This window comes from Mangrovibacterium lignilyticum (assembly GCF_010882175.1).
GTDB lineage: Bacteria > Bacteroidota > Bacteroidia > Bacteroidales > Prolixibacteraceae > Mangrovibacterium > Mangrovibacterium lignilyticum.
In genome coordinates, this window is sequence record NZ_WKLH01000002.1 from 37,275 (window position 1) to 60,975 (window position 23,701).

Below are 23,701 nucleotides of genomic sequence, written 5' to 3' on the forward strand. Positions count from 1 at the left end.
GATTAAAACTTCAGGTTTACACCAATTAAATAGGTTCTTGCAGCAGGATACAACCCCAAATCGATACCCGATGCCCAGCTGGTATCGGATCCATATCCAACTTCAGGATCCATACCGTCATAACCGGTAAAGGTGTACAGGTTTTTTGCAGTCAGGTATATTTTGGCTTCACTAAGGAAGAGCTTCTTAACGATTTTCTTCAGATCATAACCAATTGTTAAGTTGCTGATGCGCAGGTAGTCGCCATCCTGAATGTAAAGATCGGAGAGGTTTTGTGTATTCCGGTGAGGAGAGGACAATAGCCGTGGGTGGGTGTTTGAAGTTCCCTCACCATGCCAGCGTTGAAAAACATCTGTTGTGTAGTTGTTCTTATAACTGTCGGCAAATGAACGATAAGACTTGGCAATTTGCTGACCAAAGGCTCCGTTCGCAGTTGCATTCATAAAGAATCCTTTATAGTCGGCACTCAACTGAACACCCAAGATGTAGTCAGGATTTGGATTACCGATCGATACTTTATCGAGTTCGTTAATTGCGCCATCGTTGTTTTGATCTACCCAACGTAAGTCACCCGGTTGTTGATCTTCAAAATATTTTGATCCATCAGGACCAACCCATGCGTTTGCTTCTTCTTCATTTTGAATGACACCGTCGGTCTGGTAGCCCCAGAAATAACCTATAGGATGGCCAACCTGTGCCCGGAAGATTTCACCTGTACCTTGACTTAATACATTGGAAGCACCATGTATAATTCCTTCAGTATTGTTAATACCTGTAATTTCGTTTTTGTTGTGAGCGACTGAAACATTAATACCATAGTTAAATTCGCCGGCTCTGTCGTGCCAGCCCAAAGCAATTTCAACCCCTTTGTTGGTTACCTGACCACCATTAATGGTAACACCATCTTTCCCGTTGTGTGCTTCAATCCCGGTCCAGACCAACCAGTCTTTGGTGTCTTTTTTATACCAATCGAAATTAATGCTTAAGCGTGATTTCAATAGATTGGCATCAAAACCGATGTTTAACTGTTCTGAGGTTTCCCATCCAATGTTCGGATTGGGGATTCGGGCAGGGCTCGACCCAATTGAGCGTGTCGTTTTATCTGCACCAAAACCATAGGCCCAGTTGTAAAAGTTGTTTCCGTCATCTAAATAAGCCAGCGTTGAAGCGTGAAGGAAGCTACTCACACGTTCGTTACCCACTTGGCCCCAGCTGGCTCTGATTTTCATGAAATCAAGAAAGTTATTGGTTGAATTCATGAAAGGTGCATTCGTGAGCACATAACCTGCCGAAACTGAAGGGAAGTAACCCCATCTGTTGCCTTTTGTAAATCGGGAAGATGCATCACCGCGAAGCATAGCAGAGAACAAGACGGTTTCTTTGAAGTTGTAAGAAACCCGTCCGAAGTAAGACATCATTGCCCAACCGTAATCATCTCGACCACCGATTGATGTTGTGCTGGATGCACTTGGTGTATTGTCAATATAAGCATGTTCAAAATCCTGGAACAGACTACTTTTGTTCGTGATGCCTAAGCTGACACTTTGTACAGACTTTTCAATGCTGTTACCGATCAGTGCTTCAAAGTTATGATCATTATTGATATTGAATGTGTAGCTCAGTGTGTTATCCTGAATGATGCTCCGATTTGTCCAAAGGTTTTGCGATACTTGGTCTGCATCGGTTGTGTACCGAGGTCCAAGATTATATTGTGGAGTCCATTGGCGGCTATTTCCCCAACCCATATTAAAACCAAAGCTTGAGCGTAATTTTAGATTTTTGATCGGTTGAACGACCAGATAAAATGACCCAACCAGTTGATTGTTGTCGTTTTCACCATTTTTGGTCGAATAATCCATCATTGCAACCGGGTTTGGGTCCGATGAATTCCATCCAATGGTTTTGTGGTAGTCACCGTTCTCGTCGTATACCGGCATAAAAGGGGCGGCTACCAAGGCATTGTGTACATCGTTCCAATAGATGTTACCTTGACGAATAGAATTGTTTTGGCTATTGGTGTAAGTTAAGTTTTCACCGAATGTTAAAGCATCAAAACCAGAATTTGAAATCAGGATGTGTTCTGTATTCAAACGAAAATTAAGACGTTTGTAGAAAGAGTTGGATTGTTTACCAACGATACCTTCCTGGTCGAGATAAGAAACACCGAAAGAATAGATTGATTTTTCAGAACCTCCCTGAATGCCAATTGCATGACTCTGTACCGGCGCGTCGTTAACCATCATTTCCTTAAACCAATTGGTTCCTTCCCATTCGCCACTTTGAATTTTATCCCAATCGGGTACCATTCCTGCAAAATCATGAGGTGCATTCCCAGCATTAACCACAGCTTCGTCCATAATATTGGCGTACTCTTTTGCCGTTAGCAAGTCGGGCAACTTGTATACATTTTGTACACCATAATAACCATCGTAAGTAATAACCGGACGCATATTTTTGCGACCTTTCTTGGTGGTTACCAAAATAACCCCGTTAGCACCACGCGAACCATAGATGGCTGCAGAAGCGGCGTCTTTTAAAACATCGATGTTCTCAATATCGCTTGGACTTAAGTAGTCAATATTTCCCTGGATCACACCGTCCACAATATAAAGAGGGCTTGAATCACCTGTCGTACCGATACCGCGAATATTAATCTTGTTCGAAGCACCCGGTTGGCCGTTGTTTTGAGTAATGGTGACCCCTGGGGTAATCCCTTTCAGGGCGTCCATGGCCGTAGTTGTATTTAAGGATTGAATGTCTTCACCTTTGACGTTAGTATTTGCACCAGTTAACAATTTTTTCTTCTGTACACCATAGCCGATGGCTACAACTTCCTCCAACCCAATCGATTCTTCGTCCAATGCCACATTGAAAATACTTTGGTTTGCAACAGGCATTTCAATGGTTTTCATTCCAACAAAAGAAAAGATTAAAACGGCATCTCCGGGAACATTAGTAAGCACGAAATTACCGTCCATATCGGTAACTGCACCCGTGGAAGTTCCTTTAACAATAACGGTTGCTCCGGGAATAGGCTCCCCCCCTGAAGAGGTAATTGTACCAGTCACCTTCTTTGTTTGTTGCATTTGGTTGGCAGCTGCTGTTTCGCTTAAGGCAATCTGCCGGTCATCGATCCGGTAGGTAATCCCAGTATTCTCAAAAAGGTCATTTAAAACCTCTGTGATTACCTTGTCCTCTGCATTGATGCTGACGACACGTTCGACATTGACAAATTTGCCATTGTACATGAAGTAATATTCTGTTTTGTCTTCAATATCCTGAAGGACTTTTCGAATCGTTGAATTCGAATGGTTTATCGATAGTCGGTTGCTTTGGGAGTAGGTATTTACAGCAAATACCTGAGACACCAATAACAAGCATAAGGCTATTGTTATCCTCATAGTTTTCAATAGTTTGGATTTCCAGAGCGTATTTAGTCCGGAAACCATCGTTAAATAGTTTTTTTTCATAATTTCGTAATGATTTGAATTAGAAGTTCAAGTTAAATGGAGCCCAGGTGCTGGAAACATGACAGGCTCATCGCGAAAGGAGATGTTGGAGCATCTCCTTTTTTTCATCGAATTAGGTTAATTCATTGGCAAAAAGTTTTGATCATTTCGTACTATATTTTATTAAAATTGTGGGTTTATAATTCTGATAGCCGTTGTCTTTAACGACTTCATATTCTAGTTGAGAGGTAAATTCCAGCAATTCCAGAATTTTCTTGAGACTTTCGGTTTTTATGGTTGCAGTGAAAAGGTAGTTGTTGATTTGCGGGTCACTCACTATAATTTTGACATTGTACCAGCGTTCGAGCTGCCGAAACACATCCGACATCAGTTCGTCTCTGAAAATGAGCTCGCCATTGATCCATGAGGTGATTCTTTGAACGTCGGCGGGCTGAATATTGAATCCCGGGTGTCCTTTGGTATACCGGGCACTTTGTCCCGGATTTAACTCAGAAAAACTGGTTGCATCTTCGTAGGGTCCCTGAAACAAACTGACTTTTCCTTCTTTTAACACAACATCGATGGTTGCATCTTCTTTGTAGTTGCTGGCGTTAAAAGAGGTTCCCAGAACTTTCAGCCCGATGTCTCCCATTTGGAGGATGAACGGCTTCCTGGCATTTTTGGCGACCTTAAAATAAGCCTGTCCCCATAACCGAACATCGCGAATCTTTTCTTCGTTCATATCTTCCGGATAGATGATCGATGATCCCGGATTCAACCAAACTCTAGTGCTATCGGGTAGTGTGACAATTTTAATTTTTCCGTTTGGTGCAGTAATTTCCGTTAAAAGGGTATGCGTGTCAGTCTTCCATCTAACTTCCAGAAAATAAGAAGCAGAAATTAGAAAAGAAAGAAGAAGCGCGGCTGCAGCAGCAATGCTCCATTGGTATAACTTTCGTACTGCCTTTCTTTTGGGGGTGTTTTTTTGAATATTCTTTTGGATGGAAGACAATATCTTACGTGATGATTGGGGTCTGACGTCATCGAAATTATTGGTCTCCCATTGTTCGTCCATCAATTGGTGCAGTTCTGTCAACTTCGATTGGCTGTTGAAGTTTGTATAGAGTTCTTTCAGTTCTTCGCTATTAAGTTCCGGTTTGTTAAACAGGCTTCGTAACAGTTCGAACAGTTTAGTGTTGTTAGGCATTTTACTCCGTTTTATACAAGCAATACACTTCTGCTTGGAAAAACTATGAGTTGGATTGGCTTTTTTTTTGAAAAATAATTTCGAATTTAAGTAATGTGCAGTTTATGAGACAAATAGAGTGATGGCTAAAATGCTAAATTTCTTCAGTCCTTCGAGTAATTCCTTGTTGGCTTTCGACAAATGGCTGTCAATTGTAACTACGGAGATGTCGAGTTTTTCACTGATTTCTTTGCGACTCATGCCGTCGAATTTCTGCATCCGGAATATCTCTTGTCGTTTTGGAGGCATCGCTTTTACCAGCGCTTCGATTATTGTGCTTGTCTCCTGAAGCATCAAGTAATCATCAACATTATTTTCCAGTAATTCGGCATAAAGCTCAAAATTATTTTCTACAATTCGTTGATTGATCTTTTTGCGACTGTGATTCAAAAAAGCATTCTTCCCGACTTTAAACAGAAAGGCATCAAAAGGGTAGGACTCATTAAAAAGCGCCCTTTTTTCCCAAATTCTGATGAATGTATTTTGAAGTATCTCTTCGCTATCGCTATGCGAGTGGGTTAAGCTAAATAAAAATGCATAGAGCCTCTTATGGTAAGTGTTAAAGAGATATTCGAAGGCGTGTGCATCACCTTTTTTGAAATCTCGAATAATGGCAATATTAGGCTTGCTGGTTGTCAAGAGCTCTCAGTTGGGTTTATAAGAAGGCTCAAATATAAACAAAGCTTTAAAATTCAAGATATTAATCAATTGAAATTTTATTGTTTCAGGATTAATAAAAGATGTTTTGGATATGCACATTTTTTCACCGTGTTTATTCTCAGAATTTTAGCTTGCAATTTTCCTGAATTATTACCCAGAAACCGGCGTGATATTTTAAAACATAAAAATAATAAGAGAATTAAACGATTGTATGTCAATGCACAATTGTGCTTTTGTTCGCTACAGCGAATATTTTTTTAATGGAAGGAGCTGCGTTTTGATTATTTTTTTAGTTTTGCACTCACATTTGAAGGGGATAGCCCAATCACAAGATGTTCTTTTGATTCGTTTCTAATCTTCAATGTTCCGAAAGGAAATGCCCAGGTGGTGAAATTGGTAGACACGCCAGCTTGAGGGGCTGGTGCCCGTTTAGGGCGTGCAGGTTCGAGTCCCGTCCTGGGCACAAAAAGCCGCGGTTTCCGCGGCTTTTGTCGTGTATGGGGGATGCAAGGGGGGATGGAAACGCACATTTCCTTCAACGCTTGTTCGTTTGATTCAACTTTTCAAAATACCCAAAGCAATATTAAGAAGCTACTCTACTTCATTATTTGATACTGAATAATTACGTACATATTCGATTTATAATGATTTAGAAGTATGTTGAGATTATGAATTTATCCAATATGGAAGATTAATAACTTCAACAAAAATCAATAACAGAACATCTTGTTCGTACATCAATTCCTGAGAATACAATAAAAAAAGCTTTCCAGCTCAGAAGGTGGGGTGTTATTTAAAACTGTTCAAAATTAGCATGCGTTGCAATTTTAATTAAGTAAAATTCGTAAATTGTATTTCGCGAGAAAATCCCGAAAAGGGATAAGATTTAAAAGCGATAAAGACTGGATTCTAAAAGCCCCAAAATAACCTGACCTTATTTAAATTATGAGAAAAATTCTAATTATTCCACTTTTGCTGGTGGTCTCCAGCTTTGATGTGTGCGCAAAAAAAGATGATGAAAACTACCAACTTGCAACAAGATTAGCCAAAGAGTATCCCAAAGAAGAAGCTGTTATTTTAAATTCGACAACCGAAATTTCGTTCAGCGCAAGCGTGAATGGAACCATTTATGCCATGGAAAAAAATTCGGAAGAAATAATGAGTCTGAGAATGAACGCGCGGATCTCGCGTTTTGTTTTTTATGATTCGTACTCGGAAATTCAAGACAGCAGGTTGGCTGATGAAAAAGGAAAGCGGATTTCAGTTTCTCCGGTTTGTGGAAACTATGAGCAGGAAGACCTTTTCCACTCGGACGTGAAGGTATGCAGCTATGCGAGAAGCCTGGATTTGATCGGAGATATCTTATGCTTTGACCATACAAAAAAGTATTTGGACCTGAAATATCTTTCGCGGCAATATTTTAGTGACCCCATGCCGATCCGAAATAAAACCATTACGCTGTTGATCCCCGACTGGCTTGAATCGGACATTCTGTTGGTGAATGCAGAAAACTACCAGATTGAAAAACATTCGGAAAGAATCGCCAATAAAGAATTGACAAAGGTTAGCTACCATGCAGTAAACTTGAAGGGGTACGAACATGAAAATTTCAGCTTAGGTATGCAGAGATCTTATCCGCACATTTTGATTCTTAATAAGAAGGTTAAATTGGATAAATCGAACCAGGATTTATTGGCAGATTTGAACGACAAATATGCTTGGTGCAAAAAACTAATTGACGGGCTGGATACGGATTATTCTGAGATTGGGCCCCTGGTGAATAAATTAACCACAGATGCAAAAACCAATCTGCAGAAAATTGAGCGCATCTTTTATTGGGTTCAGGATAATATTAAATACCTGGCTTTCGAAAATGGGATAGCAGCTTATCAACCTGATGAAGCACACCAGGTTTTGGCAAAGCGCTATGGCGACTGTAAAGGAATGGCAAATCTTACCAAAGCGATGCTGAAAGAGGCCGGTTTAGATGCCCGTTTAAGTTGGTTGGGGACAAACTCGATTAATTACGATTATTCGCTACCGACGCTGGCGGTTGACAATCACCAAATTTGCACGGTTTTTCTGGATGGTAAAACTTACTTCCTGGATCCGACCGAGAAGTTTATTGGAATTTCGTCGGTGGCTGAAAGGATACAGGGGAAGCCTGTTATGATAGAAAACGGAGAGCATTGTTTGCTGGATACCATACCGGTACTATCGAGCGAGCATAACCTCGAACAATATAAAATAGACTTCGCCGTCAACAAAGACAGGCTGGAAGGAAACTATCACGCCGAGTATGACGGCAACAGCATGCTCGACTTGTTTCGTTTTTTAAATTCCAATGAAAAGAACAAGGAGGCAGAGCTTTTGGAAGACTATCTTGATCGTGGGCACAGGAACGTGGGATTTTCTTCGTTATCGTACGAGAATCTGTATAAACGTTCTGCTCCCTTCAGTATTGACGCCAACCTTGATGTAGAAAACAGCGTCAATGCCTTTTCGGACGAGCTCTATATTGAAATTGATCCTTATAAAGAGTTCAATTTTTTTTCGATAGAGGAAGAGCGGGTCGATGATTTCTATATCGGTGAGAAAATTGACCTGACAGCCGAAATTAGCTTGCAAATTCCGGCCGGCTGCCAGGTTAAGCATCTACCGGACGAACTTTCATTATCCAATGATTACTATTCCATACAGTGCTCCTACGAGCTTGTCGGAAATAAAATCAAGTACCTAAAGGCATTTCGCTTCAATCAATCCATTATTCCGGTCGAAGAATTTGAAAACTGGAACGATGCCATAAAGCGATTGGATCAATTTTACGAAGATCAAATAGTACTAACACTTAACAAATAAACGATATGAAAAAACGAATCTTGCTGAGCTTTGTTTTCCTGTTGTCAGCCGGCCAGATAATCTTCGCTCAAACTAAAGAGGAGCAGGAAGTCAAAGAGCGGATGTGGGGTGATCAGTTCGAAGGGTTTCAACAGACAAAAGCCCCGGAAAAATGGAAGGACGAATCGGCCGTAATTCTGGGGCGGACTTTCGATTATGAAGTGAAAGCACTCCCGGTTGTTCCCAAATTATATGAGGGAACCTTTTTTCACGAAAGAGTGCTGTTGCAGGACAAAGCTGCCATCGAAAAATATTCAGAGTTCAACACGGGCGTTATTTTAGGGAAAAAAGGAATTTTTAAATATTCTAAGGACAAGGAAATTTATATCGGCATTAAGATTATTAAACCAGATGGAAAGGTTGAAGAGGTAGATACAACCGAGGGCGTTGTAAAAGAAATGGAATCGGACAACAAAAAAGCGGAATACAAAAGTTTTGCAGTCCCAGGCATAGATGTGGGTGATATTTTGGATTTCTACTATGTCGAAAAGAGGATAGTTCCAAGTGGGGTTATTGCGAAGTTAGAGACACAATACATCCCGGTTGCTTCTGAATATCCTGTAGTCATTCAACGTATAGCCTTGAATCATAAGAAATGGTGCTTCTTGCTGGCGAAATCTGTAAATGGAGCTCCGGAACTTAAATTTGATCGAGAGTCTGAAGAAGGATATCGAACCTATTCACTTGTTGATCGGGATCGGGAAAAGATTGATTATGACGACTACCATTGGTTTTTTCCTCGCAGGGAAATCCCAATGATAAAGTTTGAAGCTTATTTTTCTACAGCTCGTGCAAGAAAGGTCTTTGGTAGTTATGGCTTTTTTCTAACTCAGAATCAAGAAATGAAGAGCACCTTAAAAGACGAAGAGATTCTAAACCTAATATCGTGGGCAAAAAGGGTTTCGAAGTCACAATACTCTGGATTGGATAAGTTTATATCTGAAAACTACAAAAAAGAAAAGGACATCAATGTGTTTTTGGAAGAAGCTTATTATTTCGCTCGACAAGAGTCTTATAGAAAGGGATTCGAGAATGCTTATTTGAATGATTTAAAACAGCCCAATGGCATTATCGATTTAGCCTTTGCTGCTAAAATGTCCAATTTCCTGGATAAGAAAAAAATCAGTTATGATTTTATCGTCACCCCTAAGCGCTGGGATACGGGCTTGGACGACATGTTACTCTATGATGAACTTGCTTTCTTGCTGCGCATAAACACGCCTGACCCGATCTATCTGACAAACTTCAACCGGTTTTCCCTTTACAACGAAATTGATCCGGGATTTCAAGGCAATGAAGCTTACAAGATCAGCTTCAAGAACAAGAGCCTAATAAAACTGAACAAGAACATTCCTGTGTGCCCGGATAACTTCTCGGTTAGTACAACCGAGTTGAATGTGCGCTTGTCGGATTCAAACCTCCAGCAAATGGTGGTTAATGAAAGCACATCAATGACCGGAGCTCTTCGGAATAAGTATATTTCCAGCTTTGTAACGCCTTACGAATACATCGATGCCTGTAAAAACGATAAATATGAAACGCCACTACTTGTCGATGTCTATAAATCTAAGGGTAAAATAGAGGAGTTAACAAAAATGCGGGAGACAAAAGTCAACGAAGATAATACAGATCGAAAGACAGAAGTCCAGGAGTTGATAAAGGGAGAGTTGGGCTTGAAAAATGATTTTGACATCGATTCTATTCGTATTGTTTCTCTGGGGATGTGGAGTGAAGCTTCTGAGTTGAAATACTCAGTTGATTACCGGATTAATGAGTTTGTGAATAAAGTTGGCCCCAATTACCTGCTCGAAATCGGGAAATTGATGGGAGGACAGATTGATATTGATGACAAAGAAGTAAAACAACGTAAGCTGGATGTATATTTTCCATACGCACGGGCTTATGAAAATGAAATCTGTTTCGAGATTCCGAATGGTTACACAGTTAACGGTATCGAAAATCTGGTTAGTGATTTTTCAAACGGGTATTGCGAATTCCACTCGAGTGCCGAGATGGTTTCAAACAAACTGATCTTTAAAACCCGAAAAGCCTATAAAACCAATTTTATGAAGGCCGAAAACTGGAATGATTTGCTTGATATGCTAAATGCAGCGACAAAAATATCGGAACAAAAAGTTCTACTTAAAAAGATATGACAATACTACTTGGATGGAAGAGCCCTGTTTAACAAGGTTCTTTCTTTTTTGAAATTTTATCCATGTAGAATAAATATATGTAACTTGTAAATACGCATATTTTATCATAAATATTAGTGAATTGTACGATTAATTTCCAGCGAAAAAGGAATTCCGCAGAGAACTGGCAACGGTGGGGAAGAATTATAGATATCTTTGGATGTTGAATCCGGAACAAATAGAAAATCGCGAAAAAGAATGGAAACGGAGCTGAAGAAAAGCTCGAACAAAAATTGTGGAAAACCGCAGATATAGGCACAGTTGCCGATACCTTTCATAACTGGCTCAATCAAACCTACGACTATGAGAATGTAACAGGCTTATGTAAATCGGCCAGCCTAGCCGATATTAAAAAACACAAGTTTGTTATGACACCTGGCCGTTATGTCGGTATTCAGGACGAGGAAGACGATTATATTCCTTTCGAGGAAAAAATTGAAAACCTAACAGGAAAACCGGGCGACAGATGCAACTAGTTGCGGAGCTGAATCAAGAAATAAAGATGCAATTGGCTAAAATCAGAATTGAATTATGACACTGGCCGAACAAATACAAAAAGGAGAAAGCAAGACGCTGGAGTTAAAGGAAACTTTACCATAGGGTGAGCAGATCGCCAAAACAGTGATTGCCTTTTCGAACACCAGTGGTGGTAAGCTGATTATTGGTGTGAACGATAAGCGCGAGGTGGTGGGTATTGACGACAATGCCCCCTGTTTGAGTTACAGGATCGGGTGGCTGCTATTATTTCCGATAGCTGTTCTCCCGGAATCATCCCCGAGATATACAGTGTAAATATTTCCGGCAAGGTGGTGCTGGTAATTGAGCTCGTTCGCGGGAATCTAAAGCCATATTTTCTGAAAAGTATGGGGAAAGCCGATGGCACCTTCATTCGGATTGGTGCAACAAACCGACAGGCCGATCTGGAAACACTTACCGAGCTCGAACGGCAATAACGAAACATCAGTTTCGATGAGGAAATTTGCTACGACGAAGAATTTAAGGACCTGGACATTGCTTCTTTGCTTAAAAATTTGAAGAGCATGGTAAGCCACTAAATAAAGAGCGACTGAAGAATCTCAAGCTCATCAAAGAAGAAAAGGGCAAGCTGTATCCGACCAATGCACTCATGATTATTCTCGGAAAATTTTGGCATTGCACCGTTAAATGTGCTCGTTTTAAAGGTACCACGATGTCTGTCTTTACTGATAAAAAAGAATATGGCGGAGATATATTCACGATGCTGGAAAGCACACAGAGTTTTGTGTTAAACCATATCAATTTAAAAGGCGAAATTAAAGGGCCGTACCGGACCGATACTTGTGAAATACCGGTTCCGCCTATTCGCGAAGCCTTGATCAATGCAGTCATTCACCGCGACTACGTGAATTGTGGCCGCGATATTAAGGTCGGAATTTACGACGACATTGTAAACATTGTGTCGCCGGGCGGTTTGCCCAATACGATTACTATTGAAGATGCACTGAACGGCCGGAGTGAAGCCCGCAACCGTGTTGTTGCCCATGTTTTTAAAGAGCTCGGACTGATAGAGCAATGGGGCAATGGAATTAACAGGATTGTTACCGCCTGTGTGGAGCACGGTTTACAAACGCCTACGATTGCCGAAAAGAATGATTTTTTTGATGTGGAACTGATTCGTCCGCGAACGATTACGACCGATTCTCAGCCTGAGACAAAAGGCGAGCAGTCCGAGTTGCAGCTCGAGTCTAATTTAGTGCAGCCTGAGTTTAAAAACCTTTTGGAACAGGGGATTGAGCGGGAACAGCAGGAGTTGCAGCAAGAGTTTAAAGACCGACAGCCAGAGTTACGGCCCGAGTCATTATACGCAGCCATAGTGCTCAAGCTGGCCGAAAATAATCTCTCAAAACAAGGCTTAGCTGATGCGTTGGGTCACAAAAGCATTTCTGGACAGTTAAAATTGATACTTAGTAAATTACAGGAAGACTCATTGATTGAATGGACAATTCCTGAAAAGCCAAATAGCTCGAAGCAAAAGTACAAGCTCACCAAAAGGGGATTAGCGTTCTATGTTTTGGTGAAAAGGAGGGGAAGGAATGAGTGAGTGGACGGAATTTCAAATAGGGGAACTGTACAACGTTTCTTCAGGACTTTCTAAAGCAGCAGACCAATTGGCTTTGGAAATACATTTATCAGTTTCAAAGATGTTTTCAATAATTGCTTTTTACCTGAAAATCCAAATGGATTAGTTAATTCAAATGAGAAGGAACAAACAAGTTGTTCCGTTAGGGCTGGAGATATACTTTTAACGCGAACAAGCGATGAAGTTGGAATGTCTTCAGTAGCCTTGACAGATTACTGCTCGTTCGATTTTCCATAGCGTAACTGGCATAATGGAATCTGAAATTCGGCGGTCCATGCTGAATCCTCATAAGCCACCTTGGCGTACCACACGGCATTCCAATTGGTATCCCAACCATCATTGGCTACCCAAACGTCGATTTTTTGACCGGCAGAGGTAATATCGAAAACGAAAGCTGTTCTGAGGTCGTGATAACTATCGAAATGGACACCTACCACATCGCCGTCGTAATTGTCTCTTCGGCCCAGTCGGCGAGTTATTTCACTGCGATTATCATAGGCGCGAATCGCGACAAACACATTCTTGTCGTCGTAAAGAATCTTCAAGTCGGTTGGGTGTGTGGCTTTGGCTTTATAAATAGGTGCATATTGTATGTAATCGTTTTGCCACTCGCCAAGCTTCCAGCAATCGTCATCCAGCTTCCCGTCAATTTTAGGAGGATTGGAGATCCGTATTGTGGTGTACACTCTTTTTTTGTGCCTGGTTGAATCCTGAGCTGAACTTCCTCCGAAAGAATTTTCAGAGGAAGTTCTAACCCCGAGGGAATACGAGCTGTTTTGCAAACCTATTGCAAACCACCCCAGCAATAGAAGCCAGGCCAATGTGAATCGGTGCATTGCCTTTTATTTAGCTGCCTTTGACATGAATTTCTTCGACAGCCATTTCCGAACCGGGACATCATAGAATTTAAACAGTCCATGTGCCAGTGCAACTGTAACAACGAGCAAAGCTGCAGATATCAAAACCAAGGTTGTTTTAGCATAAGGTGAAGTATTTATAAACTCCTGGTTCTTCGCAATCCATGTCATATACATGTATATGAAAGGGTAATGAATGATATACAGTGGGTAGGAAATGTCGCCAAGGAAACGACTTAGTTTGGACGCCATTTTTGTTTTCAAGTCTCCGCTTGCGCCAATATACACGATAAGGGGAAAAATCAAAATAATCGTTAATGAATCGTAAAGTCCATTCATCCAAACTGTTTCATGTGTCCCAACTCTTGGGATAGCCAAAAAGACAAACAGAATTAAGCTGGCCCATGTAAAGGCATTTTTAATTTGCCCGGGTTTCACAATGCGCGATAATAAAAGACCTGCAAGAAACGGATATAGCAGTCGGGTAAAGCCAATTCGCAATTGAGCGGGGTCAATGGACCAACCTCCAATTACATCGCCATGAGGACTGGTAACGGCAAGATGAATAAGCGCTGCTCCGGCGATGAACACCAGGATAGCCAAAACAGTATTTGACAGTTTGCGAATGAACAGCGCATACAGGATGTTTCCGATGTACTCGAAAAACAGTGACCATGCGGGGCCATCTAAAGGGTGCATTTCAGTCCAGCCCCTGATATCCAATGAATTGCCAATAGGTATTAAGGTGAAACCAATTACCATCACCAACAACATTTTCCACACAGGCGTTTGCGCGATCGCAGGGAAAAAATAGGAATCTTGCAAATAGAACGTTGCCGCGCCAATGAGCATACCCACAATAATCATCGGGTGCAGGCGGACTAAACGTCTCTTGAAGAAATCCTTCAAACTCATTTTCCCCCAACGGTCGTCATAGGCATAGCCGATTACAAAGCCGGAAAGAACAAAGAAAAAGTCAACGGCCAAGTAACCATGATTGATAATTTGTTTGGCATGGTCGCCGTCGGTAAATGTTTCGAGAATGTGAAACAACACCACGATGATTGAAGCAACACCACGTAGTCCATCCAGAATCTGGTAGTGCTTTTTTGTATCGGTGAAGCCGATACCAGAGTTTTTTAGAAGTTGCATATTCAGAATTTGAGTTTATTGTTTTAGACTAAAATTTACCTTACCTTTTACATCCAGCGAAGACGCTCCTACAATTGCTGCAAATTTGCCAGGCTCGGCTACCCACTGGTGCTTTTCCGGGTCGAAAAAACTTAAGGCAGATTTGTCGACCGTAAAAGATACTGACTTTGTTTGGCCGGGCATTAGTTTAACTTTTTTAAACGCTTTTAATTCTTTCACCGGACGTGGAAGCGAGGACTCCAGATCGCTGATATAAAGCTGTACTGTTTCTGAGCCACTACGGTTTCCGGAGTTGCTGACATCAACTGTAAATGTTATTTTATCGGAACTGGTTAGTTCTTTTTTATCGGCCTTCAGGGCTCCGTATTTGAATTGAGTGTAACTCAAACCGTGACCGAAACAAAATAGGGGGGCAATGTTTTGACTTTCATACCAGCGATAGCCAACGAAAATACCTTCATCATAATGCACCTGACCGTTTGCGCCCGGGAAGTCTCCTTTTGAATGGGCACTACAATCCTCTAGTTTCTTCGGAAAACTGAATGGTAATTTGCCCGATGGATTGATATCTCCGACAAGAACTTCAGCCAAGGCATTGCCGGCTTCGGAGCCGAGATACCAACCCTGAAGAATTGCAGGGACCTTGTCAACCCAAGGCATGGCTACCGCGTTACCAGAGATGTTGACAACAATAAGATTTGGATTTGCTTGGCATAGATACTCAAGTAGCCGATCCTGATTGTAAGGCAGTTCATACCATAGCCGGTCGTAGCTTTCAGCATCCTGCTGGTTGCTTTTATTCAATCCGCCAAAAAAAATGACACAATCAGATTTTTCGGCCAAGGCACAGGCCTCAGCAATTAACTCTTCCTCACTGCGGTTGTCAGATAAATCCTGACCGGTAACTACACCGTTATAGGCACTTCCGATATCACCAACATAACCACGGGCATAAGTGATTTCGGCCTGTGTTCCAATTCTGTTTTTCAATCCCTGGAGTGGTGAAATTTCGTATTTCACCTTAAGAGAAGAACTCCCGCCGCCAACAGTCATCATTTTGATGGCATTTTCACCAACAACTGCAATTCGCTTGACTTTATGCAGGTTGATAGGAAGTGTATTGTTCTTGTTTTTCAAAAGGACTATACCTTCTTCTGCTATTCCGAGTCCTGCCAGAACATGTTCGTCAGAGACAAGCGAGCCAAACGGCTTATTTCTGTTCATGGCCGTGAGAAAGGTCAGTCGCAGTACGTGGCGTACTTTATCGTCAAGTTCTGTAGTGTCAACTTGTCCTAATTTAATCAAGTCCAGATATGGTTTTGCCAGGTAATAATTATCGTAGGCGTTTGTGACACCAGCTGCCAATCCGTCGGTCCAAGTGCCAAATTCCATATCAAGACCGTTTGTGATGGCCTGTCTCGTGTCGTGCGTTCCGCCCCAATCGGAAATCACAGTTCCCTCGAATCCCCATTCTTTTCTAAGAATATCTTGAAGTAGGTATTGGTTATGGCAACCATGCTGTTTTTTATATTTGTTATAGGATCCCATAATGGACCAGGTACCGCCCTCCTGAACCGCTGCTTTAAATGCTGGCAAGTAAATTTCATATAATGCACGATCGTCAACGTTCACATTCACCGTAAACCTGTCCGTTTCCTGGTTATTCAGCGCAAAATGTTTGACACAGGTAGCCACCCCGTTTTGCTGTACTCCTTTAATATAAGGAACCACCATTTTGGAGGCGAGAAAAGGGTCTTCACCCATGTATTCGAAATTTCGACCATTTAACGGTGAACGATAAATATTGACACCGGGGCCAAGTAAAACATCTTTTTCGCGATAGCGTGCTTCTTCCCCGATACTTATTCCATACAAAGATGCCATATCTTCATTCCAGGTTGCAGCCAGGCAGGTTAATGCCGGAAAAGCGAAGCAAGAGTCATTTGTCCAACCGGCTTGCTCCCATTCATCCCAGAGTACCTCGGGGCGAATGCCATGTGGTCCATCGGTCATCCAAAGTTCAGGAATACCAAGACGGGGAACCCCAGGAGAACTAAATTTGGATTGGGCATGTAGGATCGCAATTTTTTCTTCTAAAGTCATACGAGATAAAGTATCTTCCACTCTGTCTTTCATTGGCATTGAATCATCCTGATATACACGGATAGCTCTTTGGCCAAACACACTAATTGACAAGAAAGCAACTAGTATCGTTGCTATTGATCTTCTGTAGTTTTTCATATCAATCTAATTAGAATTACAAAGAAAGGTTACAGTGAATTTCTTCCTTGTCGTTTATTGAATATCAATTGTCTTATATTTGTATTTTTTAATAATATCATTTATGGAAGCAATTGAAAATGTAAAATATTGTCATGTTGAAATTGATGATGATAAATCATTTTTCTTTGACCATGTTCATATCGTATGGAATGAGCAAATTTCATTTCATCAAAGTGATGATTGGGAATTATCGTATGTTATAACCGGAAGTGGTACCCGTGTGGTAGGAGACAATATGGAGACATTTTCCAAAGGAGAAATTATTTTACTTCCACCCAACCTGGCACACGGATGGTATTTCGATGAAAATGTACATGATAAACATGGTAAGATTGAAAACATAACCATAATTTTTCCTGATTCATTTCTTGATAAATGTGCCATTTCATTTCCTGAATTAAAACTTCAGGTTGGTAGGTTGAAAGAAATATCCAACGGCATGAGTATAAAAGGAGACATTTTGCCTTTGATGCAGAAGCTAATGCGCTCAATGACAAGCCAAAATAACATCGAGCAACTTTCGACTTTACTGCGAATAATACCACATATTTCTTCAGCAAACGAGATGCAAGTTGTTGGTTTTGCAAAAAAACAAACTCGTATGTCAGGTAAACTGCAAGAAGTACATCGTTTCATGTTGACTCATTATCAGGAGAAAATTACACTGAATGATGCCGCCAAATATGTTGGCATGAACAGCTCTTCATTCTGTTCATTTTTTAAAAGAGAAAAAGGAATATCATTTTTTACAGCTTTGAATGAGTACAGAATAAAATGTTCATGCATCATGCTGCGCGAAACAGACATGTCTATTGCTGAAATATGTACGGCTGTTGGATTCAATGATATTCCTTATTTTAACCGGACATTTAAGCGAATTAAAGGTGAAACTCCCCAAAGTTACAGGTCGAGAATGCGCGCAGTTGAAGCTTAAAGTTGACATTGTAGAGTCCATCAAATCCTTGCTGAAAGTCTTGCAGTTAAGCAGAGAGGATGACTAAAAGTTACTCCTCAAATTTACCGAAAAATATTGATCGCTTCCCGGAACAAGCAAGGGTATATGAATCCCGCTGCCGCGTTCCCCTTGCCTTAATCCGTGACAGCTCAATGGTGGAAACTCAAAATTTGAGTTTAACCGGCGAGCCAGATGCCAATAAAAATCCCCAGGGCAAGGGTATTTCACATGTCAAAAGAGTTTCAAATTCTACTTTTTCATCTTTTTTTTATACTCCGAAGGAGTCGTCCCAAATTGTTTCACAAAAGCCTCACGGAAATATTTCAAGTCGTTAAAGCCAGCTTGGTATGCAGCTTCTGATATGGTAATATTCTTTTGGGCAATCAGTTCGGCAACCTTTTTTATTCTTACTGAACGAACAAATTCATTGATGGACAGGTCTGTGTGCATTTTGATCTTTCGATAAAGCGAAGAACGACTAAAATTGAGATCTTCGGCCAGCTGAAACACGGATGAATCTGAGTCTAAGTATTTTTCGAGGATTAGATCCTCTATTTTTTGAAGAAACTCGTGTTCTTTATTTTCTTCATCTACCGGAGGGGGATTCAGCACTTCTGTGTTGATGTTTTGACTATTAAAATAATTGTGAAGCTTAACCCTGTTCTGGAGGAGTGTATTTATTCGGGCTTCAAGTATTCGGAAATTGAATGGTTTTGAAATATAGTCGTCAGCACCTGTTTGCGGCATTGAATTTTCTAATTTCTTCGAAAAATAAATCTTTATATGAAGTATTTAATATCGGAACAGGGAGTGGCAATTCCGTTTTAGAGCTTATTCAATGCTTTGAAGACGCAAATAGCGTGAAGCTCAACTATGAGTTTGGATACCGGAGAGAAGGAGATATCGAGAAGATTTATGGTAGCGCAGATAAAGCTAGAGCCATTTTAGGTTGGCAGGCAAGCAAAACGTTGCAAGAAGCGCTCGTAGATCCTTACCGGTGGGAAAAACGATTGTTGAAGTCTAATTGAATTGTTGCCGTTAGGGAGAGTTGAGATAATGATAGAAAAAATAAAAAGCTATTGGATATGGAAGAACATGTAATTGTTTTAGATCAGGAAACAGGTGAAAGAAATGAAATGTCCAAAGTCGCTTTTGAAAGTTTGATTTATTATGATGACAAAGGCCGATATCTTGTATTAATGCCAATGTACGAATGATAGATATGAGTATGGTATTTGGGTGGGGGACAAGGTATGGTTCGTAAATTTTGGATACAATTTGATTTAGTCTTATGTTTGATAACATCGAGGCGCATCCAATAGCGATATGACATTCAGTAACATTAGATTGAGGAAACCATTAGATAGTGTTTGTGAATAAATTTGAGTCTATTAAAATAAATAGAAGATAAATATGATGAGCCGACTTTTCATAGTCGGCTTTATTTATCCATTGGGGACTACTTAAAATTCTTAATTATATTGTCCGTTTAAGTATGTTAAGGTATTTTTCAGTTAGAAATAGTCAAGCTTTTCAGTTCTGCACTTTCACTGATTGTTCATAATTTGAGTCCCTCGAGTCGACATGAAAAAGTTTCATTGCAAGCTATCTGTACCGTTTTTTGTTGCATATTCTCAAAGTTTGAATATTTGAGTTAATCCCAACAAAAAGCTTTTCTATCTTTACGGGAGCCAAACTAGACTGAATGAAAAGTATTGTCCTCTTTTGTTTTTTGCTAATTATAAGTGGCGCTGTACGCGGGATCGGGACGGAAAAGCTCTTTTTGGAAAGTATCAATGAAAAACTGGGACTTCCTCTGACTTATTCTACATGTATCACCCAGGATGCCGAGGGCTTTATATGGTTCGATCATGAGGGACTTTCCCGGTTCGATGGCGAGGATATTCTTAGCTTCTCGATGATCTTGGGCGATTCGACTTCGATTGTTAGTAACGTTTTATGCAGCTTGACTCCCGATGAAAGCGGGAATATTTGGGTTGGGACTCAAAATGGTTTGTCTTTTTTTGATGCTTCCACATACGCATTTAGAAATTTCGTCGGTAAATATCCACAAACAATAGGGACACAATTTACCAATGATGTTTGCCTGATGGATCATGACCGGATATTTATCGGGAGTAGCACGAACGGAGCATTTATTTTTGATCCGGTTGAAAATTCTCTGGTTCAGTTCTCGCATAAAAAGAATGACGAAAACTCCATTAGTTCTGACTGCGTCTACCGCATATTGAAAAATAGGAACGGTCAGTTTTGGTTGGCTACAAGTTCCGGGCTTGATTTATTTTATCCCTCCGATCAGTCCTTTCGGCATTTTTTCGCGGGGCAGGACGTACGCGATATTCAAACAGATAACTCAGGGAGACTTTGGGTATCATTTTATTCTGATCCCGACTTTGTTGTTCTGGATGCGATCACAGGAGATTTCATACAGAAAGTTGAGATGCCTGCAACGTTCAAGGAGAAGCAAAAACGATTGTTTTTTGATAGTACAAATTTGCTCTGGATAGCCGTTTTGGATCGAGGTGTATATACCTATGATCAAACAAAAAGCGGGGGGCTAAAAGAAATTCTGAATTTGAATGCCCCGACAGAAAAGACGATCTCTAGCGCCATGAAAATTTTTGAAGATAATTTTCAAAATATTTGGATAACGACTTTCAATAAGGGTATTTTTCTTTATGACCGAAGTAACACTTCTTTTCCAATTGCAAGGGTTGATTTTCCATTGAATAATCAAAGCACTTACGGAGTGCGTTCGCTATTTGAAGACCGGGACGGCGAAATTTGGGTTGGAGCGCGTGAGGGCGCGATTTTTTCAAGATACAATAATAAGACAGGTAAATCCTATAGTTTTGCTTTACCGGTTATGGCCGGGGGGACCAATATCGAAGATGATTTGGTTTTTAGCATTGCTGACGCAGAGCCAGGCTGCTTGTGGATATCAACATTACACAGCGGTTTGATTCACTTTAATAAATTGAATCAACAATTTCGTTCGATTCACTATTCTGCTTTGCATCCCGAAAGGCTCAAATCGAATTCGATCTATTCATTGATGAATGACGGAGAGGGGAATTTGTGGATTGGATACTCAGACAAAGGACTGGACATTTACAATGTCAAAAACGATTCGTTTGAAAATTACAGTGCAGCAAACAGCTCACATCGTATTTCTGATGATAAAATACGATGTATTTACAAGGATAAGCATGGAGTGGTGTGGGTTGGTACCACGCATGGCTTAAATAAGTTCGGTCGAGAATCGCGTACATTTCAAAGCTATTATTCTATTCCGAATGATTCCAATTCGTTGGTCAACAATCATGTCAATTGTGTCTATGAGGACTCACGATTTATCCTATGGGTTGGGACTTACCTTGGGCTAAACCGTTTCGACAGGGACAGCGGAAAGGTGAAACAATATGCAAAAGAATCGGGATTTGGTTTTAACAACCTGTTCAATATATTAGAGGACGGTGATGGTAAACTTTGGTTGAATGGAGAGAGAGGTTTATCGCGTTACAATGTCTTGTCTGAGGAGTTCGACAATTACACAGATGCGAATGGTCTTCACAATCCGGTCTTTTATCATGCAGCCTGTAAATTAAATAGCGGTGAATTGCTTTTCGGAGGGATCAACGGGTTTAATAACTTTAAGGGAGAGGACGTGAAACATCAGGAAAAGGTACTGGATACCAAGATCACGGATATTAAACTTTTCAATAAATCGGTGGGATTAGGAGAGGATTCACCGCTTCAAAAGCATATTTTGCAAACCGATACAATAACGCTTTCATACAAGAATACGGTTGTAAGCTTTGATTACTGTGCCTTAAATTATGGTAGCGATGCCAATACGGTTTATGCCTACCGGATGGCTGGTTTTGAAAAGGAGTGGAACTATGTGAACAACCGGCGTTCGGCAAGTTATACTAACCTCCCTGCCGGGGAATATACATTCGAAGTTAAAGCATCGAATAATGATCGTGTTTGGGACAGTCCCCCCAAAAACCTGCGCATTACCATTTTGCCGCCACCTTGGAGGACCTGGTGGGCCTATTCCCTGTACTTTTTGCTGGCAGTTGGATCATTGCTAAAGTACCGTAGTTTTCTGGTAAAACGGCACGAACAAAAACGGAAAAAAGAACTTGATGAGGAAAAAATGAAATTCTTCATTAATATATCGCATGAATTTCGCACTCCGCTAACCTTAATGGTTAACCCGTTGATGGATATTCAATCGGATGAGGGAGTTTCTGAACAAATAAAAAGACGCCTCTCCGTTGTTTCCCGAAGTGCACAAAAATTACTTCAGTTAGTAAGTCAGTTGCACGAATTCAGGCGGCTGGATTTTTCAGGCGTACGACTAACCGTTCAGCAGGTCGATGTGATTAATTTGACTCAAAAGTTGCTCGACCAGTTTCGGGAATTGGCAGAAAACAGAAAGATGGATGTTCGTGTTGAAACTGCACAAGAGCATTTGGATGCCTATTTGGATGTGGACAAATATGAGAAGATCCTGAATAATTTGATATCGAATGCGTTTAAGTACACCGGCGAAAACGGAAAAATAACCATTCGGCTAGAAATAGAGGAAATTCGAAGCTTACAAAATCAACGCGGAAAATCAACTGTGGTGAAGTACCTCGTAGTTGAAGTACGGGATACGGGAATCGGCATGTCTAAGCAACATCTGGATCATATTTTTGAACGTTTCTTCCAGGTGAATTCGAATAGTGTGGGAGCTGGGATCGGGTTGAATTACGTAAACAGCCTGGTGAGACTACACCGTGGATTGCTCGATGTTAAAAGCGAGGAAAAAGTGGGGACAAGTTTTTTTGTGAAATTACCAATCGAGGGTAAGCAATATACCGAAGATGAGTTGTCGTTAGTTGCAGAGGATAGAGAAAATCTCTCTTCTCGTCATTCCATGATCAATGCACTGGAATACGACTTAATGTCGATGGCTGAAGACGAGGAAGGACTTCTGGAAGACGAGCAAGTAGACAAAAAACAAACGATCTTAATCGTTGAGGACAATAAAGCGTTGCAGGAACAAATAAAAAGCTATCTCAGCACCACTTACCATGTTTATACGGCAAAGAACGGTGAAGAGGGAATGCGCAGAACCATGAAATTAATTCCAGACCTGGTTATTTCTGACATTATGATGCCTGTCATGGATGGCATTGAAATGCTAAAACAACTCAAGGAAAAAGAAGAAACCTGTCATATTCCTATTATTCTGTTAACAGCAAAAAGCTTGGTTGAAGATAAAATTAGGGGGTTTGAGACCGGGGCTGATGCCTATATTTCGAAGCCTTTCTACATGGATTACCTGAAAGTAAGGGTAAAGAATATTCTGGCGAGTCGGGCTTTATTGAAGGAGCGCTTTAAGTCAAAAGACCTGTTAGTCGACTTGGTTGAAGAGCAGGTTGAGAACAAAGATGAATTGTTCCTCGATAAAGTTACCTCCATCGTACTTCAAAATTTGGATAAAACAGACTTCTCGGTTAAAGATATTTGCTCCGGGATGAGTATTGGGAGCAGTCACCTGTTTAATAAACTCACCAAACTAACCGGGCAAAATCCAAGCGGATTTATCCGTACCATCCGTTTGAAAAGGAGCGTTGAATTGTTGCTCAAAGATGGCGCATCGATTAAAGAAGTCGGCTATCAGGTTGGCTTTAATTCGCACGCCTACTTTTCCAAATCATTCAGCGATTTTTACGGTTGTTCTCCCAGCGAGTACCTGAAAAAGCTCAAAAACGAAAATCGGGTATAAGTCGATATTACATACGCTATTTTTTTCTGTGTTTGTCCTCTGCATTTCTATCTGTAGGTTTTGGTTGAGGTCAAAAATACG

Annotated in this window: 17 protein-coding genes and 1 tRNA gene; 11 read left to right on the plus strand and 7 right to left on the minus strand. The window is 40.8% G+C overall.

Going from position 1 to position 23,701, the window contains the following annotated elements:
* Positions 1-2 precede the first annotated feature (2 nt).
* From GJV22_RS07680 to GJV22_RS07690, 3 genes are all read right to left on the minus strand, one after another.
* On the minus strand, positions 3-3,401 hold the full coding sequence (locus GJV22_RS07680) for a TonB-dependent receptor (protein WP_238480297.1): 3,399 nt from the start codon (positions 3,399-3,401) through the stop codon (positions 3-5).
* Positions 3,402-3,612: 211 nt separating this feature from the next.
* Entirely contained in the window at positions 3,613-4,656 is a 1,044-nt protein-coding gene (locus tag GJV22_RS07685; protein WP_163711237.1) for a FecR family protein, read from the minus strand.
* Positions 4,657-4,758: 102 nt separating this feature from the next.
* Positions 4,759-5,334 (minus strand): RNA polymerase sigma factor, encoded by a 576-nt coding sequence (locus GJV22_RS07690; protein ID WP_163711240.1) that lies wholly within the window; start codon positions 5,332-5,334, stop codon positions 4,759-4,761.
* A gap of 399 nt (positions 5,335-5,733) precedes the next feature.
* Here GJV22_RS07690 and GJV22_RS07695 point away from each other — a divergent pair.
* The 7 genes from GJV22_RS07695 (at position 5,734) to GJV22_RS22145 (ending at position 12,528) form a co-directional block, all read left to right on the plus strand.
* Positions 5,734-5,818 (plus strand) — tRNA-Leu (locus tag GJV22_RS07695).
* A 482-nt stretch (positions 5,819-6,300) separates the two neighbouring features.
* Entirely contained in the window at positions 6,301-8,214 is a 1,914-nt protein-coding gene (locus tag GJV22_RS07700) for a transglutaminase-like domain-containing protein (protein ID WP_163711243.1), read from the plus strand.
* A gap of 5 nt (positions 8,215-8,219) precedes the next feature.
* Entirely contained in the window at positions 8,220-10,409 is a 2,190-nt protein-coding gene (locus GJV22_RS07705) for a hypothetical protein (protein ID WP_163711246.1), read from the plus strand.
* 272 nt (positions 10,410-10,681) lie between these two features.
* The gene (locus GJV22_RS07710; protein WP_205461785.1) at positions 10,682-10,924 is read left to right on the plus strand and encodes an N-6 DNA methylase; all 243 of its coding nucleotides are present in this window, start codon (positions 10,682-10,684) and stop codon (positions 10,922-10,924) included.
* A gap of 133 nt (positions 10,925-11,057) precedes the next feature.
* On the plus strand, positions 11,058-11,240 hold the full coding sequence (locus GJV22_RS22380) for an AlbA family DNA-binding domain-containing protein (RefSeq protein ID WP_394367547.1): 183 nt from the start codon (positions 11,058-11,060) through the stop codon (positions 11,238-11,240).
* Positions 11,180-11,401 carry an AlbA family DNA-binding domain-containing protein gene (locus tag GJV22_RS22140; protein ID WP_205461895.1) on the plus strand — a complete coding sequence of 74 codons (222 nt, stop codon included), beginning with the start codon at positions 11,180-11,182 and terminating at the stop codon, positions 11,399-11,401. The genes GJV22_RS22380 and GJV22_RS22140 overlap by 61 nt, the downstream gene beginning before the upstream one ends.
* A 236-nt stretch (positions 11,402-11,637) precedes the next feature.
* Positions 11,638-12,528 (plus strand): ATP-binding protein, encoded by an 891-nt coding sequence (locus GJV22_RS22145; RefSeq protein ID WP_205461787.1) that lies wholly within the window; start codon positions 11,638-11,640, stop codon positions 12,526-12,528.
* 251 nt (positions 12,529-12,779) lie between these two features.
* Here GJV22_RS22145 and GJV22_RS07720 read toward each other — a convergent pair whose 3' ends face one another.
* From GJV22_RS07720 to GJV22_RS07730, 3 genes are read right to left on the minus strand one after another with little or no spacing between them, the layout of a single operon-like run.
* Positions 12,780-13,403, minus strand: a complete 624-nt coding sequence (locus GJV22_RS07720; RefSeq protein ID WP_163711249.1) for a carbohydrate binding family 9 domain-containing protein — start codon at positions 13,401-13,403, stop codon at positions 12,780-12,782.
* Between the two features lie 6 nt (positions 13,404-13,409).
* Positions 13,410-14,576, minus strand: a complete 1,167-nt coding sequence (locus GJV22_RS07725; RefSeq protein WP_163711251.1) for an acyltransferase family protein — start codon at positions 14,574-14,576, stop codon at positions 13,410-13,412.
* A 15-nt stretch (positions 14,577-14,591) separates the two neighbouring features.
* Entirely contained in the window at positions 14,592-16,817 is a 2,226-nt protein-coding gene (locus GJV22_RS07730) for a glycoside hydrolase family 3 C-terminal domain-containing protein (RefSeq protein ID WP_163711253.1), read from the minus strand.
* A gap of 103 nt (positions 16,818-16,920) precedes the next feature.
* On the opposite strand from GJV22_RS07730, the gene GJV22_RS07735 reads away from it, so the two are divergent.
* Positions 16,921-17,793, plus strand: a complete 873-nt coding sequence (locus tag GJV22_RS07735; RefSeq protein ID WP_163711255.1) for an AraC family transcriptional regulator — start codon at positions 16,921-16,923, stop codon at positions 17,791-17,793.
* Between the two features lie 270 nt (positions 17,794-18,063).
* On the opposite strand, the gene GJV22_RS07740 is transcribed toward GJV22_RS07735, so the two are convergent.
* Positions 18,064-18,426: a helix-turn-helix domain-containing protein gene (locus tag GJV22_RS07740; RefSeq protein ID WP_163711258.1), complete on the minus strand. Its 363-nt coding sequence runs from the start codon at positions 18,424-18,426 to the stop codon at positions 18,064-18,066.
* A 101-nt stretch (positions 18,427-18,527) separates the two neighbouring features.
* Between GJV22_RS07740 and GJV22_RS07745 the strand changes: the two genes are divergently transcribed.
* The 3 genes from GJV22_RS07745 (at position 18,528) to GJV22_RS07750 (ending at position 23,620) form a co-directional block, all read left to right on the plus strand.
* Positions 18,528-18,842 (plus strand): Rossmann-fold NAD(P)-binding domain-containing protein, encoded by a 315-nt coding sequence (locus GJV22_RS07745; RefSeq protein WP_163711261.1) that lies wholly within the window; start codon positions 18,528-18,530, stop codon positions 18,840-18,842.
* A gap of 57 nt (positions 18,843-18,899) precedes the next feature.
* Positions 18,900-19,031 carry a hypothetical protein gene (locus tag GJV22_RS22310; protein ID WP_262888214.1) on the plus strand — a complete coding sequence of 44 codons (132 nt, stop codon included), beginning with the start codon at positions 18,900-18,902 and terminating at the stop codon, positions 19,029-19,031.
* A 488-nt stretch (positions 19,032-19,519) separates the two neighbouring features.
* Positions 19,520-23,620, plus strand: coding sequence for a hybrid sensor histidine kinase/response regulator transcription factor (locus GJV22_RS07750; RefSeq protein ID WP_163711264.1), 4,101 nt, complete (start codon positions 19,520-19,522; stop codon positions 23,618-23,620).
* Positions 23,621-23,701 lie beyond the last annotated feature (81 nt).

Bases quoted from the DNA above. Each gene is read 5' to 3' on its own strand.
- GJV22_RS07720 (WP_163711249.1), bottom strand. From the start codon at position 13,403: ATGCACCGATTCACATTGGCCTGGCTTCTATTGCTGGGGTGGTTTGCA.
- GJV22_RS07685 (WP_163711237.1), bottom strand. From the start codon at position 4,656: ATGCCTAACAACACTAAACTGTTCGAACTGTTACGAAGCCTGTTTAAC.
- GJV22_RS07735 (WP_163711255.1), top strand. From the start codon at position 16,921: ATGGAAGCAATTGAAAATGTAAAATATTGTCATGTTGAAATTGATGAT.
- GJV22_RS07680 (WP_238480297.1), bottom strand. From the start codon at position 3,401: ATGAGGATAACAATAGCCTTATGCTTGTTATTGGTGTCTCAGGTATTT.
- GJV22_RS07725 (WP_163711251.1), bottom strand. From the start codon at position 14,576: ATGCAACTTCTAAAAAACTCTGGTATCGGCTTCACCGATACAAAAAAG.
- GJV22_RS07750 (WP_163711264.1), top strand. From the start codon at position 19,520: ATGAAAAGTATTGTCCTCTTTTGTTTTTTGCTAATTATAAGTGGCGCT.
- GJV22_RS07700 (WP_163711243.1), top strand. From the start codon at position 6,301: ATGAGAAAAATTCTAATTATTCCACTTTTGCTGGTGGTCTCCAGCTTT.
- GJV22_RS22145 (WP_205461787.1), top strand. From the start codon at position 11,638: ATGTCTGTCTTTACTGATAAAAAAGAATATGGCGGAGATATATTCACG.
- GJV22_RS07705 (WP_163711246.1), top strand. From the start codon at position 8,220: ATGAAAAAACGAATCTTGCTGAGCTTTGTTTTCCTGTTGTCAGCCGGC.
- GJV22_RS07730 (WP_163711253.1), bottom strand. From the start codon at position 16,817: ATGAAAAACTACAGAAGATCAATAGCAACGATACTAGTTGCTTTCTTG.
- GJV22_RS22310 (WP_262888214.1), top strand. From the start codon at position 18,900: ATGGAAGAACATGTAATTGTTTTAGATCAGGAAACAGGTGAAAGAAAT.